Annotated in this window: 13 protein-coding genes; 7 read left to right on the forward strand and 6 right to left on the reverse strand. The window is 60.4% G+C overall.

What is annotated here, in order from left to right; all coding sequences use genetic code 11:
• Positions 1-49: 49 nt before the first annotated feature.
• The gene (locus BW686_RS27340; protein ID WP_306298899.1) at positions 50-559 is read right to left on the reverse strand and encodes a hypothetical protein; all 510 of its coding nucleotides are present in this window, start codon (positions 557-559) and stop codon (positions 50-52) included.
• On the opposite strand from BW686_RS27340, the gene BW686_RS27345 reads away from it, so the two are divergent.
• Positions 503-1216 (forward strand): DUF6515 family protein, encoded by a 714-nt coding sequence (locus BW686_RS27345; RefSeq protein ID WP_179149331.1) that lies wholly within the window; start codon positions 503-505, stop codon positions 1214-1216. The genes BW686_RS27340 and BW686_RS27345 overlap by 57 nt on opposite strands.
• A 6-nt stretch (positions 1217-1222) precedes the next feature.
• Here BW686_RS27345 and BW686_RS20145 read toward each other — a convergent pair whose 3' ends face one another.
• From BW686_RS20145 to BW686_RS20155, 3 genes are all read right to left on the reverse strand, one after another.
• Positions 1223-2116: a cation diffusion facilitator family transporter gene (locus tag BW686_RS20145; protein ID WP_084919257.1), complete on the reverse strand. Its 894-nt coding sequence runs from the start codon at positions 2114-2116 to the stop codon at positions 1223-1225.
• 26 nt (positions 2117-2142) lie between these two features.
• Entirely contained in the window at positions 2143-2562 is a 420-nt protein-coding gene (locus tag BW686_RS20150) for a hypothetical protein (RefSeq protein WP_003376614.1), read from the reverse strand.
• Positions 2563-2725: 163 nt separating this feature from the next.
• Positions 2726-3499 carry an Abi family protein gene (locus BW686_RS20155; RefSeq protein ID WP_084919258.1) on the reverse strand — a complete coding sequence of 258 codons (774 nt, stop codon included), beginning with the start codon at positions 3497-3499 and terminating at the stop codon, positions 2726-2728.
• 718 nt (positions 3500-4217) lie between these two features.
• Between BW686_RS20155 and BW686_RS20165 the strand changes: the two genes are divergently transcribed.
• Positions 4218-5144 carry a Gfo/Idh/MocA family protein gene (locus BW686_RS20165; RefSeq protein ID WP_084919259.1) on the forward strand — a complete coding sequence of 309 codons (927 nt, stop codon included), beginning with the start codon at positions 4218-4220 and terminating at the stop codon, positions 5142-5144.
• Positions 5145-5217: 73 nt separating this feature from the next.
• A complete protein-coding gene (locus BW686_RS20170) occupies positions 5218-6186 on the forward strand; it encodes an alpha/beta hydrolase (protein WP_179149324.1) in 969 nt (322 codons plus the stop codon).
• A 9-nt stretch (positions 6187-6195) separates the two neighbouring features.
• Here BW686_RS20170 and BW686_RS20175 read toward each other — a convergent pair whose 3' ends face one another.
• Positions 6196-6735, reverse strand: coding sequence for a DsbA family protein (locus BW686_RS20175; RefSeq protein WP_084919260.1), 540 nt, complete (start codon positions 6733-6735; stop codon positions 6196-6198).
• A gap of 107 nt (positions 6736-6842) precedes the next feature.
• The gene (locus tag BW686_RS20180; RefSeq protein ID WP_084919261.1) at positions 6843-7538 is read right to left on the reverse strand and encodes a tRNA (adenine(22)-N(1))-methyltransferase; all 696 of its coding nucleotides are present in this window, start codon (positions 7536-7538) and stop codon (positions 6843-6845) included.
• A 167-nt stretch (positions 7539-7705) separates the two neighbouring features.
• Here BW686_RS20180 and BW686_RS20185 point away from each other — a divergent pair, with 167 nt between their 5' ends.
• The 4 genes from BW686_RS20185 (at position 7706) to hrpB (ending at position 12396) form a co-directional block, all read left to right on the forward strand.
• Positions 7706-8089 carry a RidA family protein gene (locus tag BW686_RS20185; protein ID WP_084919262.1) on the forward strand — a complete coding sequence of 128 codons (384 nt, stop codon included), beginning with the start codon at positions 7706-7708 and terminating at the stop codon, positions 8087-8089.
• 107 nt (positions 8090-8196) lie between these two features.
• The gene (locus tag BW686_RS20190) at positions 8197-8892 is read left to right on the forward strand and encodes a hypothetical protein (protein WP_084919263.1); all 696 of its coding nucleotides are present in this window, start codon (positions 8197-8199) and stop codon (positions 8890-8892) included.
• A complete protein-coding gene (locus BW686_RS20195; RefSeq protein WP_084919264.1) occupies positions 8889-9797 on the forward strand; it encodes a hypothetical protein in 909 nt (302 codons plus the stop codon). The genes BW686_RS20190 and BW686_RS20195 overlap by 4 nt, the downstream gene beginning before the upstream one ends.
• 64 nt (positions 9798-9861) lie before the next feature.
• Entirely contained in the window at positions 9862-12396 is a 2535-nt protein-coding gene (gene hrpB / locus BW686_RS20200; protein ID WP_084919265.1) for an ATP-dependent helicase HrpB, read from the forward strand.
• Positions 12397-12406: the final 10 nt, after the last annotated feature.

Below are 12406 nucleotides of genomic sequence, written 5' to 3' on the forward strand. Positions count from 1 at the left end.
CCGTCTGGTCCCCTTTTCTTTGTCTGCTGATAAAGTGCGCAGAACGGCGCTACGCTTCAACAGTCTTAATAACGTCTACCCGCGTCCTAGTGAGGAAAGCATGAAATCTGGCATCTGGCAGTTGGCGGGTGTAAGTCTGTTGTGTCTGAGCATCAGTGCCCAGGCATTGGCCGACGAACGTGATGAGTCTCGGCAGAACCAGCTGTATGGCAGCCCCGCTGAAAATGGGCAACAGCGCCAGCAGCAACAACAACAGCAACAGCTTCGTCAGGAGCAGAACAACCAACAGCGCCAGATTCAGCAACAGCAGAATCAGCAGCGTCAGGTCGAGCGTCAGCAGCAACAGCAGATCAACCAGCAGCAGCTCAATCAACAGCGCCAGATCCAGCAGCAACAGCTTCAGCAGCGCAATGTCGAACGCCAGCAGCAACAGCAGATCGACCAGCAGCAGCGTGACCAGCAACGTCAGATTCAGCAGCAGCAAAATCAGCAGCGTCAGCAGTTGCGCCAGAACCAGGATAACCTGCCGATCCAGAGCGGTCCCAAAGAAGTCTGGCAAAGCCAGCCGCCGCGCCAGGGCTACTATCAGGACATCCCGCGCGGCAATAACCGCAATTGGCAGGCCGGTCGGCCCAATGATCGCTGGGAAGGTCGCCCGGACGGGCGCGGCAACGGCTGGGGGCCTGGCCCGCAATATCGCCCCGGCTATGCGATAGATCGCGTCCCGGGCGGTTACTCGCGCATTCCGTACCGAGGGCAGGACTACTTCTATTCGCAAGGCTACTGGTATCGCCCGCAAGGTCCGCGTTATGTCGTGGTGACGCCGCCTTACGGTGTGCGTGTGCGCAGCCTGCCGTCTTATTCGCAGGAGGTGTGGATCGGCAGCAGCCTGCTGTTTCTGGCTGCGGGCACGTATTACGCGTATCAGCCTGATACGCAGGATTACGTGGTGGTCAATCCGCCGCAGAACGAAGCGACGTATCAGCAGGCCCCGGCCCAACCGCAAAGCAATGGCTACGATCCGGTGGCCTACCCGGAAAATGGCCAGAGCCCGCAACAGGTCGAGCTGGATCATTACCAATGCTACCGCTGGGCCGCCGAGCAGAGCGGCTTCGATCCGGCCAATGTCACCGGTCAGCCACCGCCTGACGTCGTGGATCTGTACCGTCGCTCGATGGGCGCGTGTCTGGCAGGGCGCGGTTACAGCGTCAATTGAGGCGGGTCAGGCGTTACTGTTTTTGACGACTTCCTGAGGGTCGGCGTGTACCAGCACCTCGGCTTTCGGGAACTGCTCGTGAATGGCGTCGGCGACCTTGTCACACAGCGCGTGGGCCACTGACAGTGTCAAGGTCCCCGGCAACTCCAAGTGCAACTGCACGAACCAGTGATTACCGGAAATCCGCGTGCGCAGATCGTGCGCCCCCAGTACGCCCGGCACACTGCAGGCCAGCTCCAGCATGCGAGTGCTGACATCCGCCGGCAATTCCTCGTCCATCAGCACGGATACAGTCTCACGGGCGATTTGCAGGGCGCTCCACAGAATGTACAGCGCGATGCCCAGACCGAAGTAGGCGTCCAGCTGCTGCCAGCCGAAATACGCCAGGGTCAGCGCCACCAGAATGCTGGCGTTGAGCAGCAGGTCGGAGCGGTAGTGCAGCGAGTCGGCACGAATCGCCGCCGACCCCGTTGCCTTGATGACCCGATATTGCAGGGTGAGCAGGGCCAGCGTCAGCGCGATGGAAATCACCATCACCACCATGCCCAGCAGCGGCGCGCCCAGTGGTTCCGGATTCTGGATACGCTCGATGGCCTGCACCGCGATCAGCACGCCACTGACGGTGATGAACAGCGCCTGTGCCATGCCTGACAGGGCTTCCGCCTTGCCATGACCGTAGCGATGATCGTCATCGGCAGGGCGTAGCGCGTAATGCACCGCGAGCAGATTGAGGAACGACGCTGCGCCATCGAGCAGCGAGTCGGTCAGCCCGGCCAGCAGGCTCACCGAGCCACTCAGCCACCAGGCAACCCCTTTGGCCAGAATCAGCGTCACGGCAACCGCCAGCGAGGCCCGTGTCGCCAGACGCAGCAGTCGGGAATGTTCGGCAGTGGTGCTCATGACGCGTTTCCTTGGACCGTATGGGATCAGGCGGCCGGGATCAGACCCAGTGTGGCCAGTTGCTCCACGCTGCCTTTGTGCTGAATCAGACGCGGGTCGTTCAGCGGCAGGGACCGGCCCAGTTCGGTTTCGATAATGGCTTGCAGCTTGATGTTGTCGACACTGCCGTCAGCCTTGAGGGCTTTTTGCAGCTTCTGCGGATCGATCTGCGCATGCTCGCCAGGCCCGTAATAAATCGCACCCGTCGCGAAGTCCACCGCGAACGCGATCACACCAGGAACGATGTAGAACAACAGCGCAAACGCATCCAGCGCCGCAATGGCCGGATCAACCTTGCCATCAATCTGACCACGGCGGTCGGGATAGAAAATACTGCCGCAGGCAGAAATCTGAGTCAGCAACGTGGCGACCAGAACGCCACCGATCAAACGAGAAGGAATGCGCATGGAAAGCTCCTGAGATGAAGAAGGCAACTATACAAGGCAATGGCTGCAAGGCTAAGACTATTGAGTGACGGGAGTGGTTCTGCGGTGGAGCGTCAGGAGGTCAAGGCGACTGCGACGGCTGCGCAGCGGCTCTGAAAAAGGTAGAAGACAGCTCGGTATTGAATCAAGTCTGTGTGTGCCCAGCGATGTTTTCCGGATCAGCGGCTGGATAAGCACTTTTGGAAAGGCTGTTCGACACGTTCTGCTCATTCGTTATTGCCGGTAGGCTCTCTGCATGCGCTGGCGCCGGTGAGTCTCGCCAGTTCACCCAGTCTCCGAGCGTGGCAGGCACTCGATCATGGGTCTTTATCCACTCATGTAATCCAGGCTCGATCCACTTGATGACTTCCGATATGTCCCTATGCAGTTCATAGAGCGGTTGCCACAAAAGCGGCTCATGGTGGAAGCATCGGTTCCGCAGGTCTCGCCCCTTGTTCAGGCGCGTGCGGATGTTATCGGGTTGTCGCATGCTCTTAGGGCAGAAATAGAAAACCCGCATGAGCGGTTTTGACAGGTTGGTGATGGTTGCCCGGTTGAATAGAGACGTCCAGAAACCAAAGCTGAGCTCCGCTACTATGTTGTCAGGGGTAAGCTCGATTTTTCGATTACGAAGCTCTTCTTTGGCCTCTGAAATTTTGTTATAGAGTTTCTGGAAATGTGCATTGCCGGTGCCATTCCATTCTTCATACCAGTCATTCCGGCCATACTCCAAGGCCATTTCTTTCTGAATTCCGTTGCGCACGGCTACCTCAAGAACATGAAAAACTGAAACGAGAGACTCTGCAATTTTCATGTTGTGGACGTAAGCCTCTGCGGCTCGGTCCTTGTTTCGGTTGCCCTTCAGGTAGCGGGACATCCTTGGCGTAGAAAGCTTCGCCTCCAGCGTTTGCCAAACCATAGCGATTCACTGCTCCTGGGTGTCTAAATGGCCGGTCTTCATTCCTTGGGCCAAAACCGAAAGGGTACACGTCAATGATTTCTCGTAGAAGCTCATAGCTGTATCGGGATGCCTTTAATACAAATCATCGAGGCGCGGTAGCGGGAAAACGAAGTGCTCCCTGTTTTGGCGTCTGCTGAAATGGGTAGCAGCCTGAGGTGATCGGCTCGCTCACGAGAGGTCGGTCAGGCGCTTTCAAACCCTGTCTTGGGAGTTGACGTCGCCTCGTAGTGTGGTAGATTCACTTCGCTGCCCTGGAAGCTCCACTCCCGTGCTACAAGAAACGGTGATGAGGCCAGGTTAAGTTGTGGCCCCGCTTGCGGGGCCTCCTCGTTTATGGATTTTGGTAACGGCACGTATCGTTTTCCAAAGGCCAGCACCCAGTCCCCCGCGTTTCGATAGATGTCATTATTCAGTGGTGCGCCATTGCAGCACCGTGATGGAGTCTCGGTTCACAGCCTCCACCCGCCCAATCCCATTGTCTGCCTGAAAAAGCCGCCCTCCGCTTCACACATGCCCTTCGTATCAACGGCAAGCAGCAACGGTTGCCCGTAACGTTTCCCGACGCTAAGCGCGATCTCGGGTCTTCGGTCAGATGCACATGATGCCCCCCTTACCGACCACGATTAACATCTGGTTTACTGTGCCCAAGATAATTACAAAAACTCAGGAGTCATGTATGCAACCGATTCGTCTCGGTCTGGTGGGCTATGGCAAGATCGCCCAGGATCAGCACGTGCCCGCCATTCACGCCAATCCTGCGTTCCAGCTGGTGGCCGTCGCGACACAAGGGCAGCCCTGCGCCGGGGTGGAGAATTTCAAGTCATTGGGCGAGTTGCTTGAGAGCGGCTTAGAGGTGGATGCGATTGCGTTCTGCACGCCGCCGCAAGGCCGGTTCGCGCTGGTGCAGCAGGCGTTGGCCGCTGGCAAGCATGTGCTGGTTGAAAAGCCGCCATGCGCCACTTTGGGCGAAGCGATGGCGTTGGTGCAGCAAGCGGCGGAGCAGGGCGTCAGCGGTCTGTTCGCCTGGCATTCGCGGTACGCGCCTGGTGTCGAAGCGGCTCGCGACTGGCTGGCTACACGCACCCTGAAAAGCGTACAGATCGACTGGAAAGAAGACGTGCGCAAATGGCATCCGGGCCAGGCGTGGATCTGGCAGCCCGGTGGTCTGGGTGTCTTCGATCCGGGCATCAATGCGTTGTCGATTGCGACGCACCTGTTGCCACTGCCGCTGTTCGTAGAGTCTGCCGAACTGCGTGTGCCCGGTAACTGCCAGTCGCCGATTGCCGCGTCGATCAAAATGTCCGACACGCGTCAACTCGACATCCGTGCGGAGTTCGATTTTGATCACGGCCACGATGAACTCTGGAGTATCGAGATTCGCTGCGCCGAAGGCACGTTGCGACTGGACAACGGCGGCGCGCTGCTGAGTATCGATGGCGTGCGTCAGGCGGTGTCGGAAGAGGGCGAGTACGCAGCGGTGTATCGACACTTTCAGCAGCTGATCATCCACAACGCCAGCGACCTTGATTTGGAGCCCTTGCGACTGGTCGCGGACAGTTTTTTTGTCGGCAGTCGCGCGTCGGTTGAACCGTTCTACGATTAAACGCCTCTCAGGTATAAGCGGGAGCAGGCGCTGTGCTTGCTCTTGCTACATCAGCCTGACAAGAGGGCAGAAATTGAACATCAAACAGCTTTGGCCTTCCAGCGAACAGGAGCTGGCAGAAGTCCGTCGGTTCAACAAGACCCTCGCACGGCTGCCACGCTTCCGGATTCGCAATCGCGTGACACCGTTGGTGATTCAGGCATTGTTACGGGTTAGCCAGGTCGGTAGCGCCCTCAAACCTTCCCGGCGTGATCTGCGGATCGAGAAAAGAGTCGTCAGTACGAACAACGTACCCGTGCCGGTGCGAATCATCAAACCCCACGGCACACCCAAGGCCGTGGTGCTGGATATTCATGGTGGCGGCTGGGTCATCGGCAACGCCCAGATGAATGACGATCTTAACGTCGGCATGGCCAACGCGTGCGACGTCGCCATTGTCTCGGTTGATTACCGGCTCGCGTTATCGACCCCTGTCGAAGGCTTGATGGACGACTGTTTCTCGGCCGCTTGCTGGTTGTTGAGTGACTGTAAAGAGTTTGCCGGCCTGCCCGTTATAGTGGTCGGCGAGTCGGCGGGCGGGCACCTCGCTGCAGCCACGTTGCTCAAATTGAAAACCAGGCCCGACCTGCTCAAGCGGGTGATCGGTACAGTGCTGTATTACGGCGTCTATGACCTGACCGGAACACCCAGCGTGCGCACCGCAGGCCCTGACACGCTGGTGCTGGACGGCCCGGGCATGGTCAGCGCCATGCGCTCGCTGACCCCCGGCCTCAGTGACGAACAACGTCGTGAGCCGCCCCTGTCGCCACTTTATGGCGACCTGACCGACCTGCCGCCCGCCCTGATGTTCGTCGGCGAGATCGACCCGCTTCTGGACGACACGCTGCAAATGGCTGAACGCTGGGCACGTTCGGCAGACGTTGAGATGCACCTTCTGCCCGAGTCACCGCACGGCTTCATCCACTTTCCGACAGCTTTGGCGCGCAAGGTTCTTGCGCGCAGTCATGTGTGGATAAACGAACGGGTCGCGGCGGCGGGCTGAGGCGTTTTTTCAGCCAATCTCCGACACCCACTTAGAGACCGGATCGCCGCTGCTCAAGCCGGGCTGTACGAGGCCGTCGATCATGAAGGTCGGCGAAACGTGGATACCGTTCTGCCGAGCATATTTAGTGTGCCATTTGACGGCTTGTTCAAGGTCGGGATTGGCGAACGCTTCGGCCAGCGCCAGACCGCTGTAACGTTCGATGCGCGCAATGATGTCATTGGGCGTGGCGTCGAGATTCGGTCCGCCCGCATGGTGTTCAAACTCGAACTCTTCACGGTGCGATGCCACCGCTGTCATCACGGCCTTGGCGCTTTCCTTGCCACCCTCCAGCGTTGCAGCCGCCAGAATGCAGCGCACGATTACGCCGGAAAACATGTGCCAGGGCTGGGATTGCAGGCGGATTTTGACGGTGATCCGGTCTTCGCCGGCCTGAGCCAGCAACTCATCAAGCTTGAAGAACGCCTTGACCGAAAAAGGGCAGGTTGGCTCAAGGAAGACTTCAAACAGACGAGGCCCGTGGCCCCAGGAAAGTGCGTCTGACTGCATGGTCGTGTTTCTCCCGTTGATGGTTGCGTAAGAGGTGCGCAGAGACTGACTCGCGCTGCGCGTCGATCATGCGGTTTTGAGAGCCGATCAGGGCGTGAGTTCGATTTTCAGGCCAGTAACGTGGTCATCCACCTGATCTGCTGCACAACTTCCTGCACTTTCTCTTCGGGTACGGCCGTTTGCGCCCGGGCGAAGTTGCTCAGTGTCTTCTGTTTCTTGCCCAGCAGACGCTGCCACTTGAGCAAAAAAGCCGGGCTGCGCGCCTGCATCTGCAAGGGGCCGAAATACAGTTCTTCGGCGGTGTACGTCACCGGACCGGTACGCTCGGCGACGATGATCTCGTAGTCGAAACGGTGTTCCCGCAGCACGTCCTCGGCAACGATGCGGTAGCCATTTTCCATCAGCCACCGGCGCAGTGGTTGTTCGCCACCGTTGGGTTGCAGGATCAGACGCTCCTGACCGCTCAGCCGCGCTTTGCCGCTGTCGAGAATGTCACGGATCGTCTCGCCGCCCATGCCACAGAGACTGACCGCTGTGATCCCGTCTTCCGGTGCAATCGCCGCCAGACCATCGGCCAGACGCACGCTGATGTGCTGGTCCAGATCGTGCTCGCGCACGGTGCGCTCGGCTGCGCCAAACGGCGTCAACGCCACTTCGCCCGCCACCGCAAAGGCGATTGCACCGCGGTTCAGCAGCGCCACCGGCAAATAGCCGTGGTCCGAGCCAATGTCGGCCAGCCGCGCACCGCTTGGCACATGCGTCGCCACACGCTCAAGGCGCATGGACAATTTCTGTTCGTTCACCGGCAACCCCTTTCAGCACAAACGCCCGGCGCTGTGGCCGGATCGGGGCGCGATTCTGTCGGGCTACGCTCCGCATTTCAACTGCCTGCGACGTGCCCTGCGGCTCGACCCTTATTGGCCGCTCGCGTAGGCTTATCCTTTTCCGACTTTTGCAAAGCAGAGATCCCATGGCAAACGCAGACATCACCTTCACCCCCGATCCCGACGTGGAGTCCATCTCTTCCGACGTCGCCGACTTCAACGGCCTGATGGTCAGCACCCAGATTCCGACCCGTCCCGACGGCAGCCTGGAGCTGGGCGATATCACCGAACAAAGCGAATGCACGCTTCGAGCCTTGAAAGACGCACTGGAGCGCGCCGGTAGTTCGATGGACCGGGTCATGCACCTGACCATCTACCTGACCGACATGGCAGACCGCGCTGCCTTCAATGAAGTGTACAAACGCTTCTTCAAACAACCGTGGCCGGTCCGGGCGGCGGTGGGCGTGGCTGCGCTGGCGGTAGAGGGGATGCGTGTGGAAGTGACGGCGATGGCGGCCAAGGCCGGCTGAGTATCAAGGCTGCGCTGATGCTGCAAAAAAATATCAATAAGCCACTATTGTTGGGACGTTGACTGCCGATACAGGCGGCATCGTTTTTAACCATAGGGATTTGATACATGTCATTTCATACGCTTCGCACCTTGTCAGCGCTGGCTTTGCTCGCCTGTGTGGCCCTCACCGGCTGCGCCCACGTTCAACCTCCCGTCGCGCTGGACCAGCAATTCTGGAATGCCAAAGAGCCTACCATCGGCGTGGCGATTACCGTGGTGCCAGTGCCTGTGCTGGCATTGACCGGCAACCAGGGGCTTCTGGACCTGGCCATCAATACCGGGGTTAACAGCAATCTTCGGGGAAATGTCGAAAAGTGGCAGGTGCGCGATCTCAATACCTTGCCTGACGTCATTGTCGCCAAGCTGCAGGCCAAAGGTTACAAGGTCAAACGAATCAATGAGCCTGTGAACCTCACCGCTTACAAGGAAGTGAGTTTTCGAGAGGGCTACACCGTCCGTGACCTGACACCGCTCAAGGCGACTTATGGCGTTGATCGCTTGCTATTGGTCAACGTTCTGGTCACCGGCGCTACTCGCAGCTACTACAGCGTTGTGCCAACCAGCGTGCCGATGGCGCAGGTGGGCGGTCAAGGCATGCTGGTCGATCTGTCCGACAACAAATTGCTGTGGTTCAAGCCCTTTTCGGTCGTGCAGGCCGCTCAAGGCGAGTGGGACGAGCCCACATACGCCAACCTGACCAACGCGTTCTATCAGGCGATGGACACAAGCCGCCAGCAAATGATCAGCTCCTTCGAGCAATGAAACGCGTATTGATCACGGTTGCCGCACAGGCCCTGCTGATGCTCGCCGGTTGTGCGCAGAAGCCAGGGCCACCGGCCGGTTTCAAGACGCAAGACGCGGTGTCTTACGTCCAGGCCCACGGGGTCAAAGTGGACATGCAACTGCCCCAGGCATTTGTCGGTGCCAGCACCGTGGTGGATGCCGAAGCGGCGCAAAAGGCTGCGTCGTCCAGCCATAACCTGGTCGCGAGTTCCGGCAACGCCGCCGGGCTTGCCGGTTTGCTGGTCGCCAGCCTGATCAATACTCAGATGGGCAGCGGCAGCTTGCAACGCGATGCGGAACAAGCCGCAGCCAAAGAGTCGCTCCCGTTGGCCAACCTCCTGGCTGGCGTGCAGTTGCAGGAGCGTCTGCAACAACGCTTTCAGCAGGCCTCCTCAACTGCAGGCCTGAAACAGGGGGTGGGGAACGTCAGCGCGCGTCTGGTGATAGAGCCCAAGCTGATGCTCACGCCCGACCGCGGCAGTTTTGTGCTGATCAATCAGGTCCAGGTCCAGGACATTGCCGGTTCTGCGTTATATCGCATGCGCATCGAGGTCAACAGCCAGCCCATTCGGCGCTGTGGCAAACAGTGCATCGATGACGGCGCGCTGGATCTGGCGCAAGTCACCGCAGCCCTCGATGAGTGCATCGAAGAATCGATGCGCGTGCTGGCCGCTGACCTGATGCTGCCCGCCCCACCAGAAGCCGCCCAAGAGACTTTGCGCTATGTGCTGGATGGCAGGCGTGTGGTCGAGCGCGGCTACCAGCTGGCCAGCAACGGCCATTACTGGCGCTATCGCAACCTCTACGGCGCCGTGAAATCAGTGCCCGTGCCTTTTGAGGATGCATTGACGCAGGCGCAACTGCAGACGGTTTACGGGCGATAAAACACGCTACCTGATTCCACCACACCGCGCTCTGTATACTCCCGGAATCTCTCCGGGAGCCCCCATGATTTCGTTACCCATCGACTCCGTCCTGCCAGCCCTGCGTCAGGCCCTGACCACACGCCACGAAGCCGTGCTCGAAGCCCCTCCCGGCGCGGGCAAGACCACGCGGGTGCCGCTCGCGCTGCTGGAGGAAACCTGGCTGGCGGGGCAGACCATTCTGATGCTGGAACCGCGCCGCCTGGCTGCACGCGCTGCGGCGGAGCGGTTGGCCAGTGAGCTGGGCGAGAAGGTCGGCGAGACGGTGGGTTATCGCATTCGTCTGGAAAGCCGGGTCGGCCCGAAGACGCGCATCGAAGTCGTCACCGAAGGGATTCTGACCCGTCGCTTGCAGGACGACCCGGCGCTGGAAGGCGTCGGGCTGCTGATTTTTGATGAGTTTCACGAGCGCAGTCTGGACGCTGACCTGGCGCTGGCGTTGAGCCTTAATGGCCGCGAGCTGTTTCGAGACGATCAACCGCTGAAGATTCTGCTCATGTCGGCAACGCTGGAAGGCGAGCGGTTGGCGGCGTTGCTGGACGATGCGCCCGTGGTGCGCAGCGATGGGCGGATGTTTCCGGTGGCGATGCAGTGGGGACGTCCTTTTCAGACGGGTGAATTTGTCGAGCCACGAGTCGTGCAAACGGTGCTGGATGCGCTGGGCAGCGAGTCCGGTAGCCTGCTCGTGTTTTTGCCGGGGCAGGCCGAGATTCGACGGGTCAACCAGCAACTGGCGGAAGCGCTGGGTGAGCGCGCCGACATTCTGCTTTGCCCCTTGCACGGCGAGCTTGACCTCAGTGCCCAGCGGGCCGCCATCGAACCGGCCCCCAAAGGCACGCGCAAGGTGGTGCTGGCGACCAACATCGCGGAAACCAGCCTGACCATCGACGGCGTGCGTGTGGTGATCGATGCCGGGCTGGCGCGGGTGCCGCGTTTCGATCCAGGCAGCGGCATGACGCGTCTGGAAACCCAGCGCATCTCCCGCGCCAGCGCCACTCAGCGAGCCGGACGGGCAGGGCGGCTGGAGCCGGGCGTGTGTTACCGGCTCTGGTCCGAGGCGCAGCATGACCAACTGGCTGCCTACGGGGCAGCAGAAATTCTTCAGGCGGACCTCGCCGGGCTTGCGCTGCAACTGGCGCGCTGGGGCGTCACGCCCGCGCAACTGGTCTGGCTCGACATACCGCCCGCCGCAGCGTATGCGCAGGCGCAGGACCTGCTGGTGCGGCTTGAAGCGCTGAGCAATCAGCCGGGTCAGCCGCCTGCCCTGACGTCACACGGTCAGGCGATGGCCGAGTTGCCTGCCCATCCGCGTATCGCTCATCTACTGTTGCGGGGCCATGCATTGGGTTTGGGCGAGCTGGCGTGTGACGTGGCCGCCTTGTTGGGTGAGCGCGATATTCTGCGCGGCGGCGGGGCTGATCTGCACAGTCGCCTGACCTTGCTGGCGGGCACCGAGCGAGCCGCGCGTGGGGCGCAAGGCGGCGTGCAGCGGGCCAGGCAATTGTCGCGGCAATATCGCGGATACCTGCGCGGTGCTGCGAACAGCCCGGTCAGCGACCCGGATCACTCTCGCTGGCTCGGTGCGTTGCTGGCGCTGGCCTATCCGGATCGTGTAGCGCAACAACGTCGCCCCGGCGGTGCCGAATATCGACTGGCCAACGGTCGTGCGGCACTGTTCGCCGAGGCCGACGCACTGATGAAGCAGCCGTGGCTGGTCATTGCAGACTTGGGCAGTCGACAGGGCCAGCGCGAAGAGCGCATCTACCTCGCCGCGGAGTTCGATCCGGCGCTGTTCGACTCCGTGCTGGCCGAGCAGGTCATCACCGTGGACCAGATCGACTGGGATGAGCGCGAAGGCGTATTCCGCGCCGAGCGGCAGCGCAAAGTGGGTGAATTGATCCTCAGCCGCGAACCGCTGACCGGCCTCGACGATGCAGCCCGCAGCCACGCGCTGCTGGCGTTGGTACGTCGCAAAGGCCTGGAGTTATTGCCGTGGACGCCAGAGCTGCGCCAATGGCAGGCGCGTGTCGCGCTACTGCGTAATCTGGACATCGACAAAAACGGAACGAGCGAATGGCCCGACCTGAGTGACCCGCAACTGATGGATACACTCGAAAACTGGCTGATGCCGTACCTCGGCAAAGTCACCCGACTCAGCCATTTCAGCCAGCTCGACCTGTCATCTATCTTGCGCAACCTCCTGCCGTGGCCGATGCCGCAACAACTGGAAGCGCAGGCCCCGCAGACCATCCAGGTGCCCTCCGGCTCAAACATCCGCATCGACTACAGCGAACAGCCGCCGATCCTGTCGGTGCGGCTGCAAGAACTGTTCGGACTGTCCGATACACCACGCATCGCCAACGGGCGACAGGTGCTTAAACTGCACTTATTGTCCCCGGCGCGCCGCCCTGTGCAGGTGACGCAGGATCTGGCTAACTTCTGGCGGTCGACTTACATTGAGGTGAAGAAGGATTTGAAGGGGCGGTATCCAAAGCATTACTGGCCGGATGATCCGTTGGTGGCGGAGGCCACGGCGCGGGTGAAACCGAGGGGGACGTGAGGGTTTTCCA

The sequence above is a fragment of the Pseudomonas syringae genome, assembly GCF_002157375.1.
In the GTDB taxonomy this organism is placed as follows: Bacteria; Pseudomonadota; Gammaproteobacteria; order Pseudomonadales; family Pseudomonadaceae; genus Aquipseudomonas; species Aquipseudomonas syringae_T.

Coding starts and splice junctions, on each gene's coding strand:
- BW686_RS20195 (WP_084919264.1), top strand. CDS start 8,889: ATGAAACGCGTATTGATCACGGTTGCCGCACAGGCCCTGCTGATGCTC.
- BW686_RS20155 (WP_084919258.1), bottom strand. CDS start 3,499: ATGGTTTGGCAAACGCTGGAGGCGAAGCTTTCTACGCCAAGGATGTCC.
- BW686_RS20185 (WP_084919262.1), top strand. CDS start 7,706: ATGGCAAACGCAGACATCACCTTCACCCCCGATCCCGACGTGGAGTCC.
- BW686_RS20175 (WP_084919260.1), bottom strand. CDS start 6,735: ATGCAGTCAGACGCACTTTCCTGGGGCCACGGGCCTCGTCTGTTTGAA.
- BW686_RS20150 (WP_003376614.1), bottom strand. CDS start 2,562: ATGCGCATTCCTTCTCGTTTGATCGGTGGCGTTCTGGTCGCCACGTTG.
- BW686_RS20145 (WP_084919257.1), bottom strand. CDS start 2,116: ATGAGCACCACTGCCGAACATTCCCGACTGCTGCGTCTGGCGACACGG.
- hrpB (WP_084919265.1), top strand. CDS start 9,862: ATGATTTCGTTACCCATCGACTCCGTCCTGCCAGCCCTGCGTCAGGCC.
- BW686_RS20190 (WP_084919263.1), top strand. CDS start 8,197: ATGTCATTTCATACGCTTCGCACCTTGTCAGCGCTGGCTTTGCTCGCC.
- BW686_RS20165 (WP_084919259.1), top strand. CDS start 4,218: ATGCAACCGATTCGTCTCGGTCTGGTGGGCTATGGCAAGATCGCCCAG.